The sequence below is a fragment of the Peteryoungia aggregata LMG 23059 genome, from assembly GCF_030814435.1.
Lineage (GTDB): Bacteria > Pseudomonadota > Alphaproteobacteria > Rhizobiales > Rhizobiaceae > Allorhizobium > Allorhizobium aggregatum.
Window position 1 is genome coordinate 98768 of sequence record NZ_JAUSUW010000004.1, and the last position, 23564, is coordinate 122331.

Annotated in this window: 19 protein-coding genes; 9 read left to right on the top strand and 10 right to left on the bottom strand. The window is 62.7% G+C overall.

Annotated elements, in window-relative coordinates; translation table 11 throughout:
- Positions 1–53: 53 nt before the first annotated feature.
- Positions 54–542 (bottom strand): (2Fe-2S)-binding protein, encoded by a 489-nt coding sequence (locus J2045_RS07965; RefSeq protein ID WP_307371392.1) that lies wholly within the window; start codon positions 540–542, stop codon positions 54–56.
- A gap of 319 nt (positions 543–861) precedes the next feature.
- Between J2045_RS07965 and J2045_RS07970 the strand changes: the two genes are divergently transcribed.
- The 3 genes from J2045_RS07970 to J2045_RS07980 all read left to right on the top strand — a co-directional run bounded on the left by J2045_RS07970 (position 862) and on the right by J2045_RS07980 (position 7397).
- Positions 862–1125 carry a YMGG-like glycine zipper-containing protein gene (locus tag J2045_RS07970; protein ID WP_006724501.1) on the top strand — a complete coding sequence of 88 codons (264 nt, stop codon included), beginning with the start codon at positions 862–864 and terminating at the stop codon, positions 1123–1125.
- Between the two features lie 147 nt (positions 1126–1272).
- On the top strand, positions 1273–3207 hold the full coding sequence (locus J2045_RS07975; protein ID WP_307371394.1) for an autotransporter assembly complex protein TamA: 1935 nt from the start codon (positions 1273–1275) through the stop codon (positions 3205–3207).
- Between the two features lie 26 nt (positions 3208–3233).
- The gene (locus J2045_RS07980) at positions 3234–7397 is read left to right on the top strand and encodes a translocation/assembly module TamB domain-containing protein (RefSeq protein WP_307371396.1); all 4164 of its coding nucleotides are present in this window, start codon (positions 3234–3236) and stop codon (positions 7395–7397) included.
- 21 nt (positions 7398–7418) lie between these two features.
- Here the strand turns inward: J2045_RS07980 and J2045_RS07985 are convergent, their stop codons facing one another.
- The gene (locus J2045_RS07985; RefSeq protein WP_307371398.1) at positions 7419–7844 is read right to left on the bottom strand and encodes an Lrp/AsnC family transcriptional regulator; all 426 of its coding nucleotides are present in this window, start codon (positions 7842–7844) and stop codon (positions 7419–7421) included.
- 124 nt (positions 7845–7968) lie between these two features.
- Here J2045_RS07985 and rocF point away from each other — a divergent pair, with 124 nt between their 5' ends.
- The 4 genes from rocF (at position 7969) to J2045_RS08005 (ending at position 12372) form a co-directional block, all read left to right on the top strand.
- Complete coding sequence (gene rocF / locus J2045_RS07990) at positions 7969–8904, top strand: arginase (protein WP_307371401.1); 936 nt, start codon at positions 7969–7971, stop codon at positions 8902–8904.
- Positions 8905–9139: 235 nt separating this feature from the next.
- Entirely contained in the window at positions 9140–10924 is a 1785-nt protein-coding gene (locus tag J2045_RS07995; RefSeq protein ID WP_307371404.1) for a methyl-accepting chemotaxis protein, read from the top strand.
- On the top strand, positions 10924–11400 hold the full coding sequence (locus tag J2045_RS08000; RefSeq protein WP_006724495.1) for a chemotaxis protein CheW: 477 nt from the start codon (positions 10924–10926) through the stop codon (positions 11398–11400). The genes J2045_RS07995 and J2045_RS08000 overlap by 1 nt, the downstream gene beginning before the upstream one ends.
- Before the next feature lie 126 nt (positions 11401–11526).
- Complete coding sequence (locus tag J2045_RS08005; RefSeq protein ID WP_307371412.1) at positions 11527–12372, top strand: asparaginase domain-containing protein; 846 nt, start codon at positions 11527–11529, stop codon at positions 12370–12372.
- An 8-nt stretch (positions 12373–12380) separates the two neighbouring features.
- Here J2045_RS08005 and J2045_RS08010 read toward each other — a convergent pair whose 3' ends face one another.
- From J2045_RS08010 to J2045_RS08045, 8 genes are all read right to left on the bottom strand, one after another.
- Entirely contained in the window at positions 12381–12626 is a 246-nt protein-coding gene (locus J2045_RS08010) for a formate dehydrogenase subunit delta (RefSeq protein ID WP_307371416.1), read from the bottom strand.
- Positions 12619–13449: a formate dehydrogenase accessory sulfurtransferase FdhD gene (gene fdhD / locus J2045_RS08015; RefSeq protein WP_307371418.1), complete on the bottom strand. Its 831-nt coding sequence runs from the start codon at positions 13447–13449 to the stop codon at positions 12619–12621. Before fdhD ends, J2045_RS08010 begins: the two co-directional genes overlap by 8 nt.
- Positions 13446–16328 carry a formate dehydrogenase subunit alpha gene (fdhF, locus tag J2045_RS08020; RefSeq protein WP_307371422.1) on the bottom strand — a complete coding sequence of 961 codons (2883 nt, stop codon included), beginning with the start codon at positions 16326–16328 and terminating at the stop codon, positions 13446–13448. Before fdhF ends, fdhD begins: the two co-directional genes overlap by 4 nt.
- A 151-nt stretch (positions 16329–16479) precedes the next feature.
- Positions 16480–18036 (bottom strand): formate dehydrogenase beta subunit, encoded by a 1557-nt coding sequence (locus J2045_RS08025; protein ID WP_307371425.1) that lies wholly within the window; start codon positions 18034–18036, stop codon positions 16480–16482.
- A complete protein-coding gene (locus J2045_RS08030; RefSeq protein ID WP_307371428.1) occupies positions 18033–18512 on the bottom strand; it encodes a formate dehydrogenase subunit gamma in 480 nt (159 codons plus the stop codon). Before J2045_RS08030 ends, J2045_RS08025 begins: the two co-directional genes overlap by 4 nt.
- Before the next feature lie 66 nt (positions 18513–18578).
- Positions 18579–19517, bottom strand: coding sequence for a LysR family transcriptional regulator (locus J2045_RS08035; RefSeq protein WP_307371432.1), 939 nt, complete (start codon positions 19515–19517; stop codon positions 18579–18581).
- 29 nt (positions 19518–19546) lie between these two features.
- The gene (locus tag J2045_RS08040) at positions 19547–19912 is read right to left on the bottom strand and encodes an ArsR/SmtB family transcription factor (RefSeq protein WP_166600376.1); all 366 of its coding nucleotides are present in this window, start codon (positions 19910–19912) and stop codon (positions 19547–19549) included.
- An 85-nt stretch (positions 19913–19997) separates the two neighbouring features.
- Positions 19998–20930, bottom strand: coding sequence for an L-lactate dehydrogenase (locus J2045_RS08045; protein ID WP_307371436.1), 933 nt, complete (start codon positions 20928–20930; stop codon positions 19998–20000).
- A 169-nt stretch (positions 20931–21099) separates the two neighbouring features.
- On the opposite strand from J2045_RS08045, the gene J2045_RS08050 reads away from it, so the two are divergent.
- Together J2045_RS08050 and aldA are read left to right on the top strand one after the other, a co-directional pair.
- A complete protein-coding gene (locus tag J2045_RS08050; protein ID WP_307371438.1) occupies positions 21100–22026 on the top strand; it encodes a LysR substrate-binding domain-containing protein in 927 nt (308 codons plus the stop codon).
- A 101-nt stretch (positions 22027–22127) separates the two neighbouring features.
- On the top strand, positions 22128–23552 hold the full coding sequence (gene aldA / locus J2045_RS08055; RefSeq protein WP_307371441.1) for an aldehyde dehydrogenase: 1425 nt from the start codon (positions 22128–22130) through the stop codon (positions 23550–23552).
- Positions 23553–23564: the final 12 nt, after the last annotated feature.

Here is a 23564-nt window from a genome sequence, read left to right on the forward strand (position 1 = left end):
CACAGAGGCCTTGGTCAGGCGCTCGGTCGCGGCGACCGGAACTGCCAAAGTCCTTATTCGGCGGCCTGGCGGCCGGCGGTCATCGCTTCATTGGCCGAAAGCACGGCCTTGACGATGTTGTGGTAGCCCGTGCAGCGACAGATATTGCCTTCGAGCTCATGGCGGACGGTGGCCTCATCGAGCGCACCGTTGTGACGACAGATCATGTCGAGCGCTGTCATCACCATGCCCGGCGTGCAGAAGCCGCATTGCAGGCCGTGATGCTCCTTGAAGGCCGCCTGCACCGGATGCAGCTCGCCACCGGAAGAGAGACCCTCGATCGTCGTGATCGACGATCCCGACGCCTGGACGGCCAGGATCGAACAGCTCTTGATCGACTTGCCGTCCATGTGAACGACGCAGGCGCCGCATTGGGTGGTGTCGCAACCCACATGCGTTCCCGTCAGACCAAGTTTCTCGCGAATGAAATGCACGAGCAGGGTGCGATCCTCGCACTCTCCGCTCACTGTCCGGCCATTCACCGTCAGTGTCACTTTAGCCATGTTGTTCCTCCTCGTGTCTCTCCCGGACACGGGAAGCATGGTGGGAGTTTTACGTGACATGTGCAACCGTCCAGAAGGTCGCAAACGAAAATTTTGTGTGCCGCATCGCAGCATCAAACCACCTGTAAATCCTGGGTTCATCTTCGATGGCTCATGCAGGAAAACCACCCTGACGGGTGTGAGCCACGACCATGGACTTTCCCTTGGTCAAGGCTATGCTCATGAAAGCCGACGGCCGCGTGGGGAGAACTCGAGCGGCGCGTCACGCTGTCACAACAAGACCGGCTCGCCCGGACGCGTGGAACTTGGAGAGATGAAGATGAAGAAAGCTCTAGTGCTGATGCTGGTCGGCCTTTCGGTCGCAGGCTGCACCCAGACGGAACGCGGCGCAGGTATCGGCGCCGCCTCCGGCGCGATCATCGGTGGCATTGCCACAGGCAACGTCCGGGGTGCTGCAGTCGGTGCCGCCATCGGCGGCGTTGCCGGCGCCGTAATCGGCCGTGTGTCGGAACAGCCGGGCCAGTGCTACTACCGCGACCGCTACGGCAACCGCTACATCGACGCTTGCCCGCGCAGCTACTGAGCGCTGGCACAACGACTGTGAAAGGCGGGGGCATCCCCCGCCTTTTTTCATGTCTCGCTTAAAAAGGGGTATGCGCTCGCAGACGTTTACGCCTAAGTTGTCGGCTGGCGTCGAGGAGAACCGCCAACATTTCGCGATGAAAGCGACATGCGTAGACCGAGTGGATGGACATTGCCGAAGTTTAGTCATGCGTTGCGGCTGGGGCTTGCCCTGTCTGTTGCCTGCTCATTCCTGATCGGCGCGACCTCGCAGGCACGCGCCTTCGAGATTTTTGGCATCCGTCTTTTCGGAAGCGATGAGGCCGATCGTGACATGATCGACCCACTGGACTACACGATCACGCTCGGCGCTGGCACGACGCAGCGCGGGCTCCGGAAGTCGCTGGAACGCACCTCGCTCCTCCTGGCCGAAGAAGACGAACCGGTCTCCGGCGACCTCGGACTGGTGATCAAGGCGCGCGACGATCGCGATCGTCTCATCGCCACGCTCTATGAGAACGCGCTCTATGGCGGCATCGTCAATGTCACCATCGACGGCCGCGACATCGACAGCCTCCCGCCGAACCCGACATTCGACCGGTCGCATCCCGTGCCGGTCGTGATCACCATTCAGCCAGGCCAGGCCTTTCTGCTCGACGACATAAGGCTCGAAGGCGATGCGAGCCGCCTGGACCCGGCGGAATTCGAATTGGTGCCAGGCAAGGATGCGGGGTCGCTCGTCATCCTGAAAGCCACCGAAAAAATGGCTGAACGGCTGAAGACGGAAGGGCGCCCGCTGACCGAGGTGACCCGGCGCGAGGTCGTGGCAGACCATGAAACGAACACGGTCGACGTGACGATCGCTGTCGAGGCCGGTCCGGTGGCACCTCTTGGCGCCGTGACCGTCAAGGGCGCGCGCGCTGTAGAGCCTGCGTTCATCGAGCGATATTCACGGCTGCGCGCGGGACAGACCTATTCTCCTGAGCAACTGCGCAAGGCCGCCGAGCGGCTGCGGGCCCTGGGCGTATTCTCGTCGGTGACGATCAATGAAGCCGATGGCCTCGACCCGGATGGAAGCCTCCCGGTCGGCATCGTCGTCTCCGAGGGCAAACACCGTTATTTCGGCTTCGGCGCCAGCTACTCCTCCCTCGACGGGGGTGGGATCGAAGGTTACTGGGGCCACCGCAACCTCTTCGGCGAAGCAGAGTCCTTGCGCCTGGAGGGCTCGGTACGCGGTCTGGGAGAGCTTGAGGACGTCAGCGATGTCTCCTCACTGGACTACACAGCAGGCCTCACCTTCATCAAACCGGGAGCCTTCTTTCCATCCGCAACGCTGGAGGCGAGCATTCGCGGCAGCACGCTGGAGACCGATTACTATGACGCGGCCACCGTCGCGGGAAAGGTGTCGCTTGCCTACGAACTGACCGACACCGATACCGTGAATGCCGGGGTCTCCCTGTCATATGACAGCATCGACGATGCCTTTGGCGACGACAACGAATATCTGACGCTAGGTATACCGATCGGCTACGTCAGCGACACCCGCGACAACCGGCTGAACGCAACGGAAGGTCACTACGGAACCGTGACTCTGACGCCGAGCTACGATTTCTTTGGCCAGACCTTCTTCACGTCGCTGGACGGATCGCTCTCGGCCTATCTCGGCTTCGGCGAGGAGGACCGGTTCGTGCTGGCCGGACGCCTGAATGCGGGCACGCTGGTCGGCGGAGACGATCTCTCCGCGATCCCGGCAACCCGCCGGTTCTTCGCCGGCGGCGGCGGTTCGGTGCGCGGCTATTCCTTCCAGGAAATCACGCCGTACAACGGTGCTGGAGACGGCACCGGGGGGCGCTCCTACATGACGGCCAACCTCGAAGCGCGCATCGGCATCACAGACACAATCGGGATCGTGCCGTTTCTCGACATCGGCACCGTCTCTGACAACAGCCTGCCCGATTTCTCCGATATCAAGATGGGTGCAGGCATCGGCCTGCGCTACATGACACCTTTCGGGCCGCTCAGGCTCGATCTCGCCGTTCCCCTGGATCCTTATGAGGGCGGCAGCCGTTACGGCATCTATGCCGGAATCGGCCAGAGCTTCTGAACGGGCAAGACAGGACGGTTGACAGCATGATCTGGTTGAAGCGCTTTCTCACCTGGACGGCCCGCCTCATCGGCGCCCTCGTGGCAGCGCTGATTGCGCTGTTCGTGGTGGTGATCCTCGTGGGCGGTTTCTCGCGCACGGGCAGTCAGTTCCTCGCCGACCGGATCGCCGCACTCGTGTCCACCGACAACCGCCAGATCACAATCAGCGGCACGGGCCCGCTACTGAGCAGCCAGTTCTCGGTCGAACGCGTGACGGTGTCCGACAGCGAAGGTGTCTACGCCTCGATCGAGGACCTGGCGCTCGACTGGACACCCCGGGATCTGGTCCGCAAGCGGTTCACCGCCAAACGCATCTCCGCGCGGCAGGTAACCGTGGCACGTCCACCTCTCCCCCCCGCAGAACCTGCGCCGGAGACGGACGAACCCTTTTCTCTGCCGGTCGAAATCGCCATCGAGACCCTCGATCTGACATCGATCACGCTCGGAGAAGCGCTGGTCCAGAAGGAGATGCTCTTCTCTGCCCAGGGATCGCTCGAGATTGTCGGCGAGACGATTGCCAGCAGGCTCGCCGCCACACGTCTCGACGAGCCAGGCAACAACGCCGTCGCCGACCTGCTCTATGCCCCGAATGAAAACCGGCTGCGCATCAATCTCGACTATCAGGAGCCGCAGGCAGGCCTGCTGGGTGAGCTGCTGCAACTGCCGGGTCGGCCCGCGCTGGCGATCGAGATCGAAGGCGACGGGCCTCTTGACGATTGGGCCGGCGAGCTCACCGCCTCCCTGGACGACGAGCGCACGATGGCCGTCGATGCCACTCATCGCCTGGAAGCTGACGGCAGACGGTCACTGACAGCCACCGGAGGCGGGCGCTTTGCCGGCTTGATGCCTCCGGAACTGCGCGATGTCTTTGCCGGAGACACCAGCATCGATATCGCCGCTCGGCTTGGGCCCAACGGATCGATCGACATCGAAAGAGGACACTTCGGCACGGCATCCGCCGAGGTAACGGCCGCCGGACGTTACGACCCGGATGGGCGGAACGACATGCGATTGACGGCCAGGGCCAAGGATGATCCGATTTTCCTCGCGTCCCAGTCACCCGCATTCACCGGCAACCTGAAACTGCGCAGCCTCGAGGTTTCTATAACCGGCCAGGCGACAACGGCAGCCCTCTCCGCCCGGGTTGAGCTGGCGGAACTGACCGTTCCGCAAGGCAGTCTTGCCGACGTCACGGTGACCGCAGCCAGCGACGACTTCAATCTCGCAAGCCGCGAGGGTGCCGTAACAGTCCTAGCTTCCGTTCAGGGGGCGCAGATCCAGGATCCGGCCATCGCCACCTATGTCCGGGCACCGCTGACGCTGAACGCACCGCTCGACATCTCTGCAGACGCGATCGGCTTCCAGCAACTCTATGCCGACAGCGATGGCCTCGACCTGCAAGGCAGCGGGCGCTACTCCCTCGATACGAACAGCTTCTCGGGTCGCCTGCAGTTGACGGCTGCGGCCAATCTTCTGCCAGCGGCTCTGGAAAACGTGATCACCGATCCGGCAACCCTGTCCGCTCGTGTGGATTTCGCAGCACCCCGGGCGATCGCCCTGCGGGAGATCTTGCTCTCGACCGATATCGGCAATGCAGAGGGGAGCGTGTCGCTAGACCAGGAAGGGGTGATTGCCGCCGATCTGACGGGACAACTGCGCGATCTCGGCATTTTCGTCGAGCGCATCACAGCACCGGCAGCCTTCAACCTGTCAGCCTCAGGACCGTTGGATGCGATAGAAACGACACTGAACCTGGCCATCGACGAAGGCCAGGCAGCGGGCTACCGGCTTGAAGCGCTGACGCTGCAGCTGGACGGAATCGCAAGCCAGGTTTCCCCGAAGGGTACCTTGACCGCAAGCGGCCAGATCGACGGCAAGCCGGTCGCGGCAACGGCAGAGGTCCTGAGCAATGGCGGCAGGACACGCATTGACGCGCTCGAAGTCTTGGTCGGCGCGAACAGCCTGACCGGCGTCATCGACCTTGGAACCGACCTGCAACCCAACGGCCGGGTGTCGTTCGACTTTCCTGACCTCAGCCTGTTGGCAGCGCTCGCGGGTCAGAGCGTCCAGGGGGATCTGACGGGGACCGTGGCGATCAACACGACTGCGGGTCGCCTGTCCGCAGACGTGGAAGCATCCGGCTCAGCGATCAAGCAGGGAAACCTCACGATTGCCGAGCCTCGTGTGGATCTGACTGTCTCGGACGTCGCAGCGATGGCGGCGGAAGGCTCCATCAAGGCGGCCAGTGTGGCATCGGGCACCAACCGCGTTGACGCAGTGACCCTCGATTTCACACGGGCCGGCGCAGAGACCGATGTCCGCCTGACGGGGCGTTACGACGATGCGCCCGTCTTGCTGCGCGGCACACTTGGTCAGGACGCTGGTATCCTCTTCGTGGGCATCGAGGAGCTGCGTGCCGCCCCGCGCGGCATTGCGCTGGCTTTGGCCTCCCCCACATCCGTGCGGGTCGCCGATGGCAGTGTCGTGATCGCCGAAACCGTTGTATCCGCCGGCTCCGGACGTGTCACGGTATCGGGAACTGTAGCCGACAGGCTCGATCTGAGGGCAGACATCCGTGCGCTGCCGGCCTCGCTGCTCACCGCGCTCGTCCCGCAAATCGCACCGGAGGGCACGATCTCGGGCACTGTCACTGTGGGTGGCACGCCCGCGTCTCCGGCGGTCGACTACCGCCTGGACTGGCAGGGAGCTGCAATCGCCCAGACGCGCAAGGCGGGACTGGCACCGTTCGGCATAGCCGCCAAAGGGCGCTTCGAAAACCAGAACCTCACCATCGACAGCCGCCTCGACGGTGGCGGCATCGCATTGACCGCCGGGGGATCGGTGGCACTGCAGAAGGGTCCGGGCCTCGATGTCCGCGTTCAGGGCAACGTTCCCCTCTCTGCGGCCAACGGGCAGCTCGCCGCCCAGGGACTGGTCGCCGAAGGCAATGCCAGCGTCAAGTTGACGATCGGCGGCCCGGCCTCCAGCCCGCAGATCACCGGCACGGTGGCGACGACTGGCGCACGTGTGGTCGACGTGCGGCGCAATCTGGCCATCGAAGGAATATCCACCACAGTCAATCTCACCGGCAGCCGCGCGCAAATCGGCAGCCTCAGCGGCAACCTGGCGACGGGCGGCCGGCTGTCGGCCAGCGGCTTCATCGAGATCGGCAGCGCGGGCCTGCCCGCAGACCTGACGATCGTGCTGGATCAGGCCGTCTATGTCGATGGCAATACGGTCACCAGCACCGCAGACGGCCGGCTCACTCTGACCGGGCAGCTTCTCAACGGGCCGACGCTCGCCGGCACGATCAACCTCTCACGCACATCGATCACCTTGTCCGAAAGCCGCCCGTCAAGCCTGCAGGCGCTGGATATCGAGCATCGTAATGCACCTTCCGGCGTTCTGCGGCAGCAACGCGATCAGGAGCCAGCCGAGGGACGCTCGGCAAGCGCGCCGATAGCGCTCAACCTGACGATCTCGTCTCCCTCGCAAACCTTCGTGCGTGGTCGCGGCATTGATGCGGAAATCGGCGGGACCATCACCTTGGCGGGCACGGCAGCGACGCCTATGGTCTCCGGCGCCTTCGAGTTGCGCCGCGGACGGATGCAGATCCTGACGCGGCGTCTCGACATCACGAAGGCAACCATCACCTTCGGCGGCGATCTCGTACCCCTGCTCGATCTCCAAGCGACAACGACCTCGGGCAATACCACGATCACCATCCGGCTCAGTGGGCTTGCCAGCAATCCGGAGGTCAGCTTCAGCTCCAGCCCGGCCCTGCCCCAGGACGAAATCCTGGCACAGCTGATTTTCGGCCAGTCGCTGTCGCGTCTGTCGCCGCTGCAGATCGCACAGCTTGCCGATGCGGCAGCACAACTGGCCGGTGGCCGCGGCAGTTCACTCTTCCAGTCATTGCGCAGTACGCTCGGCATCGACGACCTGGACATCTCGACGGACGAGACCGGTGGCACGAGCATCAGCGCCGGCAAATATCTCAATGACAGGACTTATATCGAACTGCAGCAGAGTGGCAGCGGCGGAGCCAAGGCCGTCATCAACCTCGATATCGGTCGGGGCCTGAAGTTGAAGGGCGAAGCCGGCGGCACAGGCGCAGGCGGTGGCATCTTCTATGAGAAGGAATACTGAGCGCGGGATCGGCGTTCGCTCTTAGGTCACCTTGCTGGTCTTGAGCAGGATATGCGATTCGGTGACATTGATGCCCTCGATCAGCCGGATACGACGCAAGGTCTCATCGAAACTCGCGAGATCCCGCTCTTCAAGCTCGGCGATGAAGTCCCACTTGCCATTGGTGCTGTGCAGCGAACGGACCTGCGGCATGCCGCGCAGTTGATGGGCGACACGGTCCGCGACCTTGCCCACCACCTCGATCATGATGATGGCCCTGACGCCGCTGGGTTGGATTTCGCTCCCGGTCAGGATCGTGAAGGCTGCAATGGTCCCGTTTGCCACGAGCCTGTCGATCCGCGCGGAAACGGTGGCACGCGAGGCGCCGGTCATGGCCGCGAGCGAGGCGACGGGAAGGCGCGCATTCTGGCGAAGTGCGCCAAGGATATCACGATCAAGGTCGTCCATCTTGTCAAACTGTCACATGGAGGTTGCGATCTGCGCAAACTATAGCGCTTTGTGGCGAAGTTCCATCTTTTTGATAACGACGCTTTGACGGATCATGGCCCGAAAAGACAGACGAGGAAAAGACATGGAAAAACAGCAGAAGACCGTGGCGTTGATCGGCGTGCCGCTCGAGGAAGGATCAGGCCGCGGTGGCTGCGCCATGGGGCCGGCGGCCTACAGGATTGCCGGGATCGCCGCAGCCTTGCGAGAACTCGGTTACCATGTCGAGGACCGCGGCGACCTGCGTCCCGAGCCGGCAAAGGATCTGCCCGAAATGGACCGTGCCAGGCACCTGCCGGTTGTCGGCGCATTCACCCGGTCAATCGAGGCACAGACCCACGCGGCGGCGAGCACGGGTGCCGTGCCCATCCTCCTCGGCGGCGACCACAGCCTGTCCATGGGCAGTGTCTCGGGCATGGCGCGCTATGCAAGCGACATTGGCCGGCCGCTTTACGTTCTGTGGCTTGACGCCCACTCGGACTTCAATGCACCGGAGACCTCACCCTCGGGCAATATCCACGGGATGCCTGTCGCCTTCTTCTGCGGCAAGGCGGAATTCGCGCCGATCCTTCCCGCGAACCGGCCCTTCGTCGACCCGCACCATGTGTACCAGGTCGGCATTCGATCCGTCGACGAGGAAGAGCGCAAGCTGATCACCGACCACGCCGTCAACGTATACGACATGCGGGCCATCGACGAAGAAGGCATGGGCAGCATCGTCAAGCGCATCCTCGCAGATGTGCGCGGAGCCGGGGCACTCCTGCATGTCAGCCTTGATGTCGACTTCCTGGACCCGGATGTGGCCCCCGGCGTCGGCACCACGGTGCCCGGCGGAGCGACCTTCCGCGAGGCACATCTGATCATGGAACTGCTGCATGACAGCGGCCTGGTCTCCTCGCTGGACCTCGTCGAACTCAACCCCTTTCTCGACGATCGCGGGCGCAGCGCACGTGTGATGGTGGAGCTGGCTGCCAGCCTGTTTGGCAAGCGGATCCTCGACCGTCCGACCCGTGGCGGGTGACCCTCACCAGCCAGGCACTCAACATTATAACGTTATCATATGCGCACTTTTCGATTCAAACTTGCCTTTTGTCAATTCAACACCCCCAAAATCTTGGGGTAAGTGAGCGAATTTCGCTCACCGATACCCGCAAAGATCGTTGAACATTGACCATTGCTTAAACCCACAAGGCTAATATTGACATAGTTGCACTGGCCAGCGGTGCATGCAGGGATTCTTGTGAGGGGGAATACAAATGGGATTGATAGCGTTGCCTGGGGCGGAGTCAAAAGCGATCCTTCAGTCATTGGGGAGGTCACAGGCGGTCATCGAATTCAAGCTCGACGGCACGATCATCACGGCGAATGAAAACTTCTGTCGGGCCCTGGGTTACAGCCTTGAGGAAATCAAGGGCAAGCACCATAGGATCTTCTGTGATCCCGCCTACACGGCGACAGCGGACTATCGTGAGTTCTGGGCGATGCTCAACTCCGGAAAGTTCGAGAGCCGCGAATACAAGCGTTTCAAGAAGGACGGCAGCGAGATCTGGATCCAGGCCTCATACAACCCGGTCTTCCGGAACGGCAAACTTTGGAAGATCGTCAAGTTCGCCAGCGACATCACGGCGGCAAAGCAGAAGAGCGCCGAAGACTCCGGCAAGCTCGAAGCGATCTCCCGTGTCCAGGCGACGATCGAATTCACCACCACGGGCGAGATCCTGACAGCCAACGAGAATTTCCTGTCAACCCTCGGCTATACGCTCGGCGAGATCGCCGGCAAGCACCATTCAATGTTCTGCGATCCTGACTACACCCGCACGGAGGCCTATCGGGACTTCTGGAAGACGCTCGCCTCGGGACAATTCATCTCGCAGGAGTTCAAGCGCATCGGCAAGGGTGGCAAGGTGGTCTGGATCCAGGCCTCCTACAATCCGATCTTCGATGCGAGCGGCCGTGTCTTCAAGGTGGTAAAGTATGCGACTGACATCACGGGGCGCGTCAACGCCGTTGACGCGACTGCGAAGGGGCTCGCCGCTCTCGCCACCGGCGACCTGACGGCGCGCATCGATACACCATTCCCGCCGGAACTGGAGCAGGTTCGCACTGACTTCAATGCCGCCATCGAGCGGATGCGGGAGGCGATGCAGACCGTAAACAGCAACACGGATGCAATTGCCTCCGGTTCTGAGGAAATTCGGGCAGCCTCCGACAATCTCGCCAAACGCACCGAACAGCAGGCGGCAGCGGTCGAGGAAACGGCAGCCGCCCTGGAGCAGATCACCCAGACTGTTGCCGACAGTTCGAAGCGCGCCAACGAAGCCGGCCAGCTTGTCGGACGCACGAAGGAAGGCGCCGAGCGATCGGGTCTGGTGGTGAAGAACGCCATCGAGGCGATGGGCCAGATCGAAAACTCCTCCAAGGAGATTTCCAACATCATCGGTGTTATCGACGACATCGCCTTCCAGACCAATCTGCTCGCGCTCAATGCAGGCGTCGAGGCGGCTCGCGCTGGTGAAGCCGGCAAGGGCTTTGCCGTCGTCGCCCAGGAAGTTCGCGAACTGGCGCAGCGCTCGGCAACCGCTGCGAAGGAAATCAAGGCGCTGATCAACACCTCGTCCGATCAGGTCAAGGCCGGCGTGCAACTGGTCGGCGAAACCGGCAAGGCGCTCGAACTGATCGTCACAGAGGTCAAGGAGATCAACGTCAACGTCATCGCGATCGTCGAAGCCTCGCGTGAACAGTCGACCGGCCTCACCGAGATCAACAAGGCGGTCAACGCCATGGACCAGAACACCCAGCAGAACGCCGCCATGGTGGAAGAATCGACGGCGGCGAGCCACAGTCTGGCCAAACAGGCCGCAGCCCTGCGAGAACTGGTGGCGCAGTTTAGAATTGGGCAACACTCTTCGCATAAAGTCATGGAAGCGCGTCCCGATGCTTCACCTGTCGCATCACCGGCACGCAAACTCATGGCGAGCGTCGCTCGCGCCGCAGGTGGCGCCGCTGCCGCCAAGGTACAGGAAGGTTGGGAAGATTTCTAATGGCAACTATCAGCTCCACCAGCTTCGGCAGTGAGACCCTCGAGATCATCGCCTTCCGGCTTCATGATCAGGAGTTCTGCGTCAAGACCACGACCATTCGCGAAATCCGCGGCTGGGCCCCGTCGACGCCGATCCCGCATGCACCGGCAGACGTCATCGGCGTCATGAACCTGCGCGGCTCGGTCATCCCGATCATTGATCTGGCCTACAAGCTCGGCATGAAGAGCACCGTTGCCAACGAGCGTTCGGCCATCGTCGTCGCCGAAGTCCACAACATGGTCATCGGCATGCTGGTCGACCGCGTTTCGGACATCCTGACCATCCCGTCGAGCCAGGTCCAGCCTGTTCCGGAAGTCTCGGCCTCCTTCGACAAGACCTTCTCGGAAGGCATCATCGCCAACGAGAATGGCATGATCTGCTTCCTGAACCTCGCCAAGATGTTCAAGGGCAGCGATCTGGAAGATCTGGCCGCCTGATTAGGGCCCACTCCGTCTCTTTCGCAAGGGCAGCGCTGCAAGGCGCTGCCCTTGCGCGTTGACGCACATGGTTGATCTTGGCGCGCAGCTGGCCTACCAGACCCCAAAAAGTCTGGGAGGAAGACCATGAAACTGCTCTTGATCCACACCGGCGGCACGATCGGCATGGCGGAAACGCCGGAAGGTCTGGCACCCCGCAAGGGCCTCGTGGAAGAGGCGATCACCAAACGGCTGCCGCAGGGCACGGAACTTATCACCGATGTCTTTAATCCCCTGCTCGACAGCGCCGATGTCGGTCCTGCCCACTGGAACCGGATGCTGGAGACGATCCGCAGCCATCCGGACGCCACGGTCATCATCACCCACGGCACCGACACCATGGCCTTTACCGGTGCAGCCCTCAGCCAAGCCCTTGCCGGCGAGGTCCGGCGGGTCATCCTTTGCGGCTCTATGCTGCCGCTTGGACAGGAAGGCGATGCCGAGGGCAATCTCGATCTCGCGATTTCCGCTGCGATGGGCACGGAGCCCGGCGTCCTGCTGGCCTTTTACGGCAGGCTTCTCGCCGCAGACGGCCTCATCAAGCATCACAGCCAGGAAGCCGATTCGTTTCGAACACAGCCGCAGGCGACGCCACGCACGACGAAGCGCCGGACCTTCCTTGACCGCAAGCTTGCAATCCTAACGCTCTCGCCGGGCATTCCGGCAGATGCGGTTGAAGCCATACTGGAGAAGCTGGACGGCGCCGTGCTGCGGATCTTTGGCTCCGGGACGGCGATGAACGATACGAACCTGCTTAAGGTGCTTGCCGAGGCGGTGAAGAGCGGAAAGCGGCTGAGGGCAGTCAGCCAGTGCGAGGCCGGTGGCCTGTCACCCGGCGTCTATGCCGCCGGTGCCAGCCTCTGGAGCACGGGCATCGAAAACGGCGGCACCGAGACCCCGGAAGCCGCCCTCATCCATCTCTGGCTCAACTGATCCGCTGCTCAGGTCGCGGCAGCAACCGGCTCCGGGCGGCGGATCTTCGCTGATGCAGCGATCACCAGCGGCAGGAATCCTTCTGTGCCGCCATCCACCAGCTCGTGGAAACGCCGACGCATGCGCGCCTCCCAGAACTTGTTGATGTGGCTGGCCACACCATCCACCCGCTCGGCCTCCGGCTGGGAGGCAAAGAAGGTGGCGATCTGATTGGCCATGCGGATCAGCTTGGCATCGGTGCCGGTTTCAGACATGCAGCGGTACTCCCTCGGCCACCCGGTCGGGCCGGGTGAAAATCTCGAAATCCTCGTCGCGCGCAATGCCGACCAAGGTGATGCCGGCCTGCGCGGCGGTACGGATGGCAAGCGCTGTCGGCGCGGAAATGGCAATCAGCATGGGCGCCCCGAGCGCCGCGGTCTTCTGCACCATCTCGACGGACAGACGGCTGGTGACCACGACTGCACCTTGGGCCGGGTTCCAGCCGCCCAAGAGCACCGCACCGACGAGCTTGTCGAGTGCGTTGTGCCGTCCGACATCCTCGCGCACAGCCACCAGCCCCTCCGTCGGCATGAAGAACCCCGCCGCATGCACCGCGCGTGTTTGGCGATTGAGATCCTGCGCCACGTTGAGCTGCGACATCGCACAGGCGATGTTCTGCGCGGTGACACACAGCGGGCTGGCCGGAACGGGACGCACGGCACGGCTCGCCTGCTCGATCGACTCGATGCCGCAGAGCCCGCAGCCAACAGGTCCGGCCATGCGACGACGTCGGGCAGTCAGCGCTTCCGCCGTCATCTCCCTCAGCGTCACCTGAACGTCGATCCCATCGCCCGCCTCAAGGGCGTCAATGGCGACCACATCCTCGGCCCCCTCGATGATGCCCTCGGCGAGCGAAAAACCCACCGCGAAGTCTTCGAGATCATCCGGGGTCGCCATCATCACGGCATGGGTGGAGCCGGCATAGGAAAAGGCAATAGGCACCTCCTCGGGCACAAGTCGGCTGCTGCTCGAAACGAGCCCTCGGCTCGCCTTGAGCCCGCCAACCATGCGTGCGGTGGAGCCGATCAGATCGCTCATTCCGCCGCTTCCAGTTTGCCAAGGATCCGCCGCGACTGGCGCGACAATTCTTCATACTCCGCCTGCCACTCGGTCGGGCCGTTGGACGGCGAGACCTGCACGGCGGTCACCTTGTATTCCGGGCAATTGGTCGCCCAGTCGGAGAAGTCGGTGGTGATGACATTGGCCTGCGTGTTCGGATGGTGGAAGGTCGTGTAGACCACACCCGGGGCCACGCGATCGGTGATCAGGGCGCGCAGCGTCGTATCGCCGGAGCGGCTGGCAAGCTTGATCCAGTCACCATCCTTGATGCCACGCTGTTCGGCATCATGCGGATGGATCTCCAGCCGGTCTTCCTCATGCCAGACACTGTTTTCCGTGCGGCGCGTCTGCGCACCGACATTGTATTGCGAGAGAACGCGACCGGTGGTCAAAAGCAGCGGGAAGCGCGGGCCGGTGCGTTCGTCCGTTGGCACATATTCCGTGCGGATGAACTTGCCCTTGCCGCGCACGAAACCGTCGACATGCATGATCGGCGATCCCACCGGGAATGTCTCGTTGCAGGGCCACTGCACCGAGCCCATCTTTTCGAGATAGTCGTAGGAGACGCCGGCAAAGCTCGGCGTGGTCGCCGCGATCTCGTCCATGATCTGCGACGGATGCGTGTAGTTCCAGGTTAGGCCCATGGCCTGGGCAAGCTTCTGGGTTACTTCCCAGTCGGCATAGCCATTCTTCGGGCTCATCACGCGGCGCACCCGGTTGATGCGGCGCTCCGCATTGGTGAAGGTCCCGTCCTTTTCCAGAAAGGTCGAGCCCGGCAGGAAGACATGCGCGTAGTTTGCCGTCTCATTGAGGAAAAGGTCATGCACGACGACGCATTCCATGGCGGCGAGTCCTGCCGACACGTGCTTCGTGTCGGGGTCGGACTGCAGGATGTCCTCGCCCTGGATATAGATGCCCTTGAAGCTGCCATCCACGGCAGCATCCAGCATATTGGGGATGCGCAGGCCCGGCTCGTTGCTGAGCTCGACACCCCACAGCTTTTCGAAGGTCTCGCGCGTCGCATCGTCTGACACATGGCGGTAACCCGGTAGCTCATGCGGGAAGGAGCCCATGTCGCAGGAGCCCTGGACATTGTTCTGACCACGCAGCGGGTTCACGCCGACGCCGGGACGGCCGATATTGCCGGTGACCATGGCAAGGTTTGCAATCGCCATGACGGTGGTCGAGCCCTGGCTGTGCTCGGTAACGCCGAGGCCGTAATAGATCGCGCCATTGCCGCCGGTGGCAAACAGGCGCGCGGCACCACGCAGCTCGGCAGCCGGCACGCCGGTGAACTTTTCCGTTTCCTCCGGCGAATGTGCCGGTTCAGAGACGAAGGACGCCCAGTCTTCGAATTCCGACCAGTCGCAACGCTCACGGATGAAGCGCTCATCGAACAGGCCTTCGGTGACGATGACATGCGCGAGTGCGGTCAAGACGGCGACATTGGTGCCTGGCTTCAGCGGCAGATGGTAAGCCGCTTCCACATGCGGCGTGCGCACGAGATCGATGCGGCGCGGATCAATCACGATCAGCTTTGCCCCCTGACGCAGCCGCTTCTTCAGCCGGGAGCCGAAGACCGGATGGCCATCGGTCGGATTGGCACCGATGACCACGACGACGTCGGAATGCTCGACTGAATCGAAATTCTGGGTGCCGGCCGAGGTGCCGAAGGCCTGGCCGAGGCCGTAACCGGTCGGCGAGTGGCAGACGCGGGCGCAGGTATCGACATTGTTGTTGCCGAAGCCGGCGCGGATCAGCTTCTGGACCAGATAGGTCTCTTCATTCGTGCAGCGCGACGATGTGATGCCGCCGATGGCTTCACGGCCATACTGATACTGGATGCGTTTGAATTCGGAGGCCACATGCGCATAGGCCTCTTCCCAGGTCACTTCGCGCCAGGGATCGGTGATCTTTTCACGAACCATGGGGTTTAGGATGCGGTCCTTGTGGCTTGCGTAACCATAGGCAAACCGACCCTTGACGCAGGAATGGCCGCGATTGGCCTGGCCATCCTTCCACGGCACCATGCGCACGAGTTCCTCGCCGCGCATCTCCGCCTTGAAGGAACAGCCGACGCCGCAATAGGCGCAGGTGGTGACGGCCGAATGCTCCGGCTGGCCGATTGATATCACGGACTTTTCCGTCAGTGTCGCGGTCGGGCAGGCCTGCACGCAGGCGCCGCACGAGACACATTCCGACGACAGGAACGCTTCGTGCGCACCGGGTGACACACGGCTGTCGAAACCGCGGCCCTCGATGGTCAGTGCAAACGTACCCTGCACCTCTTCGCAGGCACGCACGCAGCGCGAACAGACGATGCATTTGGACGGATCATAGGTGAAATAGGGATTGCTCTCGTCCTTCGGCATCCACTGGGCGTTGATGCCGCCCTCGGAAGACCGCGCCTTGACGTGGTTTTCACCTTCATAGCCATAGCGCACATCGCGCAGACCCACGGCACCGGCCATGTCCTGCAGCTCGCAGTCGCCGTTGGCCGCACAGGTGAGACAGTCGAGCGGATGGTCGGAGATATAGAGCTCCATCACGCCCTTGCGGATGGCCTTCAGCCGCTCCGTCTGGGTGTGGACGACGATACCTGACGCAACCGGCGTGGTGCAGGATGCGGGCGTGCCATTGCGGCCCTCGACCTCGATCAGACAGAGACGGCAGGAGCCGAAGGCATCGACCATGTCGGTGGCACAGAGTTTTGGCACCTGGATGCCAGCCTCCATCGAGGCGCGCATGATCGACGTGCCCTCGGGCACCGTGATCTCGCGACCATCGATGGTGAGCGTCACCAGTTTCTCCGAGCGCGAGGCGGGCGTGCCGTAGTCAACTTCAGGAACGAGGGGCATGGCGCTTACCTTTCCGCCGTCATCCTCGGGCTTGTCCCGAGGATCTGCTGCGTCTGAACTTCGGGAGCCGGTTCAGCAACGAACGTCCCCCACATGGCAAAATCGGTAGATCCTCGGGACAAGCCCGAGGATGACGAAAGAGAAGCGTCACTCATTCCGCAGCCTCCCTGACTGGGGCCGGCGCGAAATCTTCCGGGAAATGCGTCAGAGCGCTCATCACCGGGTAAGGCGTGAAACCACCCAGCGCACATAGCGAGCCAAACTTCATGGTGTTGCAAAGGTCTTCCAGCAGCACCTTGTTCTTCTCCGGCTCGATGCCGCGCGCGATCTTGTCGACCGTCTCGACGCCACGGGTCGAGCCGATGCGGCAGGGCGTGCACTTGCCGCAGCTTTCGACCGCACAGAATTCCATGGCGAAACGCGCCTGTTTCAGCATGTCGGCGGTGTCATCGAAGACCACCACACCGGCATGGCCGATCAGGCCACCGGCAGCGGTGAAGGCTTCGTAGTCGAAGATCGTGTCGAACAGCGAGGGCGGGAAATAGGCGCCGAGCGGCCCGCCGACCTGAACCGCCTTGACCGGACGCCCGGAGATCGTTCCGCCGCCGATCTCGTTGATCAGCTGGCCGAGCGGCAGGCCGAAGGCGGTTTCATAGAGGCCGCCATGCTTGAGATTGCCGGCAAGCTGGATCGGGATCGTGCCATGCGAACGACCGACGCCGAAGTCGCGGTAGAACGCAGCACCGCGATCCATGATGACGGGGATGGAGGCGAGCGACATGACGTTGTTGACGACGGTCGGCTTGCCAAAGAGACCCCGAAGGGCCGGAAGCGGCGGCTTGGCGCGCACCACGCCGCGCTTGCCTTCGAGGCTATTGAGCAGCGAGGTTTCCTCGCCGCAGACATAAGCGCCAGCGCCCATGCGCACTTCCATGTCGAAGGCGTAAGGCGATCCCATCACCGAGGCACCGAGGATGCCCTCGCGCCGGGCGATATCGATCGCCTCTTCCATGACGGCGATCGCATGCGGATATTCGGAGCGGGTGTAGACATAGCCCTTGGTGGCACCGACCGCGATCCCGGCAATCGCCATGCCTTCGATCAACACGAAGGGATCGCCTTCCATGATCATCCGGTCGGCAAAGGTGCCGCTGTCGCCTTCATCGGCATTGCAGACGATGTATTTCTGGTCGGCCTTCGCGTCCGCGACCGTCTTCCATTTGATGCCGGTCGGGAAACCTGCGCCGCCACGACCGCGCAAGCCGCTGTCGGTGACCTGTTTGACGATGTCGGCCGGCGGCATGGCAATGGCATTGGCAAGACCCTTGAGGCCCTGATAGTGGCGATAGTCATCGAGCGAAAGCGGATCGGTAACGCCACAGCGGGCGAAGGTCAGCCGCGTCTGGCCCTTGAGGAAGGGAATGTCCTGGGTCAGGCCATGGCCGAGGGGGTGCTCGCCGCCATCAAGGAAGCCGGCATCGAAAAGCGACGGTACGTCGGAGGCCTTGACCGGACCATAGGCGACGCGACCGCGCTCGGTGCGGACCTCGACCAGCACTTCCAGCCACAGCATGCCGCGCGAGCCATTGCGGACGATGGTAACGTCCTGGCCGCGCGCCTTGGCTTCGCGCTCGATGGCAGCCGCCACCTTGTCGGCGCCGACGGCAAGGGCTGCCGCATCGCGGGGGACGAAGACGGTAATGCTCATGAGCGCACCTCCGCCAGAATGTCGGTGAGACAGTGTTCGTCGAGCCGGGCATGCAGCTCGCCGTCGAGCATCGCAGCCGGCGCCTGGGCGCAAAGGCCGAGACAGAAGACGGGTTCGAGGGTGACGGCACCATCAGCCGTCGTCTCGTGCCAATCGATGCCGAGCTTGACCTTGATCGTCTCCGCAAGAGGCTCGCAGCCCATCGACTGGCAAGCCTCGGCGCGACAGAACTTTAGCACGTGTCGCCCGGCCGGTTGGGCGCGGAAATCGTGGTAGAAGGTGATCACACCATGCACTTCGGCGCGCGACAGGTTCAGCGCGCTGGCGATGATCTGCTTGGCGACTTCCGGGATGTAGCCGAATTCCTCCTGCACGCGGTGCAGAATCGGCAGCATCGGCCCCTCCAGATGCTGCAACTCGGCGATCACAGCCGATATGCGGGCGGAGACGTCGTCCGCAGCCACACGAATATTCATCGAAATCCTCCTCACCTGCCGAGCTCTTGCAGGTTCGTTTATCGGAAGATGATGATGGGTCTGATGTCAGGAGGTCAATACGGCGCTTCCGTCGTTCGATAGAAGATTTCTATCGAAGGCATTCGAGGCCGCCAGAAGCCGTGCCTCGTGCAACAGTCCGGAGACCAGCGGCGTGAAAGGCTCGCGGTGGGTGGCGACCAGCCCGACCAGATGTTCCGCCTCGGGCGCGGTGATCGGGATCATCCGGATCTCCTCGCCGAAGCCGAAGGACTCCGCCACATTTTTCGGCATGATCGAGGCCCATTTACCGGTGCGGATATGCGAGAAGAGCACGATCATCGAATTGGATTCGAGCGTCGGCTTCGGCGTCACCCCGGCCTCTGCCATGTGCTGGTTGATGATCCGGCGGTTCTGCATGTCGGCGGTCAGCAGACAGAGGCGCAAGTCGGCCACCTCACTCCAGGTGACGCTGTCGCGGTCGGCAAGCGGCGTGCCGACACCGGTGATCAGGTGGTAGCGCTCGGAATAGAGCGGCACGCTGGTCACGCGCCCCAGCGGCTCGTTGTCGAGATAGGTGATGCCGGCGTCGATCTCGAGATTTTCAAGCAAGCTCAAGACCTGCAGCGAGGTGCGCGACAAGACGGAAAAGGTCACGTCCGGATGCCGCGTCTGGAAGGGTTCGGTGAGCTTCTGCACCATGGCAAGCGCCGTGGGAATGACGGCAAGCCGGATATGACCCGCAAGACCGCGGCGAGCCGCCCGCATCTCCTCGCGCATGGTCCTGCTATCACCGACGATGCGCCGCGCCCATTCGAGCACCCGCTGGCCTTCCGGGGTGAGGCCGAGAAAGCGCGAGCCGCGCTGCACCAGCATCACGCCAAGCTGTTCTTCGAGTTGGCGGATGCCAGCAGACAGCGTCGGCTGTGTTACGCCGCATTCTTCCGCCGCGCGGCCAAAATGCTGCTGGCGGGCGAGCGCGATGAAGAATTCCAGCTTGTCGATCATGCTCCCGCCCTTCGGTCGTTCCGACAAACTCAGGCGTCGGCGAGAGCTTCTTCTGCTTCGCGCATCACGGGCGTCGGACCACAATACATCTTGTAGAGCACGGAAATCAGTTCGGCGAGTTGCGGATCGGCGATCCGATAATAGATCTGCCTGCCTTCACGGCGGGTTTGCACGACCTTGTCGCTTCTGAGCCGCGCCAGTTGCTGCGAAACCACCGCCTGCTGGATGCCGAGAAACTGCTCGATCTCGGTCACCGTCTTTTCGCCCTGACAGAGAATGCAGAGCATCAGAAGGCGGGTCTCGTGTGACAGGGCTTTCAACAAACCGCTAGCGGCGCGCGCTTTCGAAAGGAAATCCTCGAGAGCTTCTGGCGTGAGTGGCGGCGTTTCGTTCATGACGAGGTCCAGACATGAAGGGTTGTGTTCACTAACGGCAACGGGAACCCTGTTGCGCAATCTTCTAGCATATAGGCTGCGCTACCTACAAAGGAATGGCGTCGGCTCGTTCCTTCAGAAGCGACGCGCTGCGGTTCAACGCCGCATATTCCGCATCATCGAGATCCGGGAACAGATCCGCCAGCACTCCGTCTGCACCCACCACCCGCGGGATGGACAGAGCAACATCGCGCACACCCGCAACTTCGGGCGTCGAGATGGAAACAGACAGCACGTCGCGCTGGTCGCGCGCGATCGCCTTGACGATACGGGCAAGGCCGGCGCCGATCCCGTAATAGGTCGAACCCTTGCCGTTGATGATCTTGTAAGCCGCGTTGCGCACGCCGTCGTCGATCTGGGCGCGCACCTCTGCCGTGAGTGGTGACCCGACCTGGGCGGCAAAGGAAGACAGCGGCACGGAGCCAGCACGCGCACTCGTCCAGGCAAGAACCTCACTGTCACCGTGTTCACCGAGCACATAGGCATGCACCGACTGCGGCGAGATCCCGAGATGGCGTCCGACAAGACTGCGGAAACGGGCTGTGTCGAGAATGGTGCCGGAGCCGATCACCCGTCGCGGATCGATGCCGGACAGGCGAGTGGTGATCTGGGTCATGATGTCGACGGGGTTGGAGGCAATCAGCAGGATTGCATCCGGCGCGACCGGCAGGACCTCGGCGAGAACCGCGCGGAAGACGGCGGCATTCCGTTCCAGGAGTTCAAGGCGCGTTTCGCCCGGCTTCTGGCTGACACCGGCGGCGAGGATGACCACGCCGGCCCCCTCCAGATCCCGGTACTGTCCGGCATTCACCACGGTGGATGACATGAAGGGAACCGCATGGGCGATATCCTCGGCCTGCGCGACCGCCAGTGCATCGTTGCGGTCGATCAGCACGATCTCGCTCGCAAGCCCCATCAGCGCAAGCGCATAACCCGCCGTGCTGCCGACCATTCCCGCACCCACGATACCGACTTTCATGCCGTTTCCCCCCGAAAGCACAAGATTCCCGAAACCCATGTCACCGGCCATCCGGCTCCACCAACCAGCTATAGCGCAAAGCATGACATATTCGCGTCAGAACTGCATGGCGCCCGCCGATCGCCTCTGATTTAATACTTCAAACTAAAATGAGATGGCACGAGGGAACATGAGACGGCTGCCGGCCTTGTCCGCGATGAAGGTGTTTGAGGTGGTCGGCCAGACTCGCAGCTTCACGCGTGCCGCGGAATTGCTGAACCTGACCCAGAGTGCTGTTAGCCGCCAGGTGCGCAATCTGGAGGAACAGCTGGGCGAAACCCTCGTCATCCGCAGGCATCATCACCTGGAACTGACGCCGTCTGGCGCCGAACTGCTGGCCTCGCTGCAGCACGCCTTCCACACGGTCGAGATGACCGTTCGCAACATCCGCGAGAAGAGTAATCTCCGCCGTCTCCGGATCAACGTGCCACCGACCTTTGCCAAGCGCTGGCTGATGCCGCGGCTGATGAGCCTCAGGGCCTTCCTGCCCGATGTCGATCTCAGCATCACCACCGATCTCGAGGACAATCTTTCCGAACGCGGCATGCTCGATTGCGCCATCCGCTTCGGCGACGGGGAGTGGCCGAGCTTGCGCTCGGAACGTCTCTTCACCGAACGCCATATCGCCGTCTGCGCTCCTCATCTCATCGAGAGCTTGCAGAACGACGAGGCGATCGACCTCTCCCGCTTCACCTTCCTGCATGTGCTGGCTTCTGCAGACCAGCGGTATCTCACCTGGCAACGCTGGCTGGATGCAGCGGGCCTCGCCGAAACAGATACGCAAGGCGGGCTGGAATTCGACCTGCTTGATCTCGTCATCGAAGCTGCCTGCAACGGGCTCGGGGTCGCGGTGGCCGACAGGTCGATGGTCGCACCCCTGATGCAAACGGGCGCGCTCACCCAGGTGCTGGATGTCGAGGTGGAGGGCCACGAATCCTACTGGCTGGTGACACGCACCGACCGGGCGCTGTCGCCGCATGTCGAGGCGCTCAGGCGCTGGCTGAGCCGCGAACTCAGCGAAGGCTCGCTTCCACCACTGAAGCAGATCAGCGCCTGAAACATTCCTTTTTGGAATGCTCAACCCGACAATAAGTCGCTTGCGAAGCAGAAGGCTCGACTTCCTACTTGGCGCGACTGTCCGTTGCCGGAGCGCCTGCCATGACCACCTTCCAGAACTTCATTGCCGGGTCCTTTCGCGAGACCGGTGCCCGCCAGACGATCGAGGTGAAGAACCCGGCCAAGGGCCAGGTCTTTGCATCGGTCACGGCGGCGACGGAAGCCGATGTCATAGAGGCGGTGGACGCCGCCGCTGTTGCCCAGAAGCCCTGGGGTCGTCTGCCGGCCATCGAACGCGGCAATGCCCTGCGCAGGCTCGCGGATGCCGTCGAGCGTCATCAGCAGAAGATCGGCGCAGCACTGGCGCAGGAATCCGGCAAGAGCCTCGAGGATGCCGTGGCCGAAACAGGTTATGGCGTCGAGCTGATGCGCTACCACGCCGAATGGGCGCGCCGCGTCGAGGGCGAGGTGATCGAGAGTGACACGCCCGATGAAACGCTGATGCTGAAGCGCGCCCCGATCGGCGTCATCGCCTGCCTGATCCCCTTCAACTTCCCTGTTTACACGCTGGTGCGCAAGATCGCGCCGGCTCTGATCACCGGCAACGCGGTGGTCGTCAGGCCCAGCAACAACACGCCGACCTCGGCCTTCGTCTTCGCCGAAGCGATCAGGGAAGCCGACATTCCCGCAGGCCTCGTCAGCATCATGGCCATGAGCCACGAGGTGGCCCAGGTCATGTCGACCCGCCGCGAGGTCGGCATGATCACCCTGACCGGCAGCGTCGCCGCCGGCCAGACGGTTCTGGAATACTGCAAGGCCAATATCGCCAAGCCCTCGCTCGAACTCGGCGGCAAGACGCCTGTGATCGTCGAGCCGGATGCCGATCTCGATGTGGTGACGAGGAGCGTGCTCGCGGCAAAGACCGCCCATTGCGGCCAGGTCTGCACCTCCGTCGAGCGGCTTTACGTGCATGCCTCTGTGCATGGCACGCTTCTCGCCAAGTTGAAGGATGCCTTCGAACGTCGCCATTATGGCGATCGCGCCGAGGATCCGGCCCGCATGGGGCCGCTCGCCAATGCGGCAGCCCGCCTCAGGGTTCATCACATGGTCGAGCGCGCCAGGGCCGACGGCGCCGTCATCGAAACGGGCGGCTTCCTGCCGCCAGGCGACGGCTACTTCTATCCGCCGACGCTGCTCTCCGATTGTCGCCAGGACATGGAGATCGTCCAGGAGGAAGTCTTCGGGCCTGTCCTCGCGGTCATCCCCTACACCGATTTCGACGCAGCATTGGACATGGCAAGCGACCACCAGTTCGGCCTCGCCTCCGTCGTTTTCACCGAGAACTACCGCAAGGTGATGAAGGCCGCGAACGAGATCGAGGCGGGTGAGCTCTACATCAACCGCTTCCCGGCCGACCCCTACCAGGGCTACCACGCCGGCTGGAAGCGCTCCGGCCTCGGCGGTGACGACGGCAAGCACGGCATGCTGGAATTCACCCAGACCCGTCTCGTCATCCTCAAACACTGATCGCCGATTAGC

Excerpts from the sequence above, each read along its gene's own strand:
- J2045_RS07975 (WP_307371394.1), top strand. The coding sequence starts at position 1,273 with ATGCGTAGACCGAGTGGATGGACATTGCCGAAGTTTAGTCATGCGTTG.
- J2045_RS08045 (WP_307371436.1), bottom strand. The coding sequence starts at position 20,930 with ATGAAAGTCGGTATCGTGGGTGCGGGAATGGTCGGCAGCACGGCGGGT.
- aldA (WP_307371441.1), top strand. The coding sequence starts at position 22,128 with ATGACCACCTTCCAGAACTTCATTGCCGGGTCCTTTCGCGAGACCGGT.
- J2045_RS07970 (WP_006724501.1), top strand. The coding sequence starts at position 862 with ATGAAGAAAGCTCTAGTGCTGATGCTGGTCGGCCTTTCGGTCGCAGGC.
- J2045_RS07965 (WP_307371392.1), bottom strand. The coding sequence starts at position 542 with ATGGCTAAAGTGACACTGACGGTGAATGGCCGGACAGTGAGCGGAGAG.
- J2045_RS08000 (WP_006724495.1), top strand. The coding sequence starts at position 10,924 with ATGGCAACTATCAGCTCCACCAGCTTCGGCAGTGAGACCCTCGAGATC.
- fdhD (WP_307371418.1), bottom strand. The coding sequence starts at position 13,449 with ATGAGCGATCTGATCGGCTCCACCGCACGCATGGTTGGCGGGCTCAAG.
- J2045_RS08010 (WP_307371416.1), bottom strand. The coding sequence starts at position 12,626 with ATGTCTGAAACCGGCACCGATGCCAAGCTGATCCGCATGGCCAATCAG.
- J2045_RS07980 (WP_307371396.1), top strand. The coding sequence starts at position 3,234 with ATGATCTGGTTGAAGCGCTTTCTCACCTGGACGGCCCGCCTCATCGGC.
- J2045_RS08035 (WP_307371432.1), bottom strand. The coding sequence starts at position 19,517 with ATGATCGACAAGCTGGAATTCTTCATCGCGCTCGCCCGCCAGCAGCAT.
- J2045_RS08050 (WP_307371438.1), top strand. The coding sequence starts at position 21,100 with ATGAGACGGCTGCCGGCCTTGTCCGCGATGAAGGTGTTTGAGGTGGTC.
- J2045_RS08005 (WP_307371412.1), top strand. The coding sequence starts at position 11,527 with ATGAAACTGCTCTTGATCCACACCGGCGGCACGATCGGCATGGCGGAA.
- J2045_RS08030 (WP_307371428.1), bottom strand. The coding sequence starts at position 18,512 with ATGAATATTCGTGTGGCTGCGGACGACGTCTCCGCCCGCATATCGGCT.
- fdhF (WP_307371422.1), bottom strand. The coding sequence starts at position 16,328 with ATGCCCCTCGTTCCTGAAGTTGACTACGGCACGCCCGCCTCGCGCTCG.
- rocF (WP_307371401.1), top strand. The coding sequence starts at position 7,969 with ATGGAAAAACAGCAGAAGACCGTGGCGTTGATCGGCGTGCCGCTCGAG.
- J2045_RS07995 (WP_307371404.1), top strand. The coding sequence starts at position 9,140 with ATGGGATTGATAGCGTTGCCTGGGGCGGAGTCAAAAGCGATCCTTCAG.
- J2045_RS07985 (WP_307371398.1), bottom strand. The coding sequence starts at position 7,844 with ATGGACGACCTTGATCGTGATATCCTTGGCGCACTTCGCCAGAATGCG.
- J2045_RS08025 (WP_307371425.1), bottom strand. The coding sequence starts at position 18,036 with ATGAGCATTACCGTCTTCGTCCCCCGCGATGCGGCAGCCCTTGCCGTC.
- J2045_RS08040 (WP_166600376.1), bottom strand. The coding sequence starts at position 19,912 with ATGAACGAAACGCCGCCACTCACGCCAGAAGCTCTCGAGGATTTCCTT.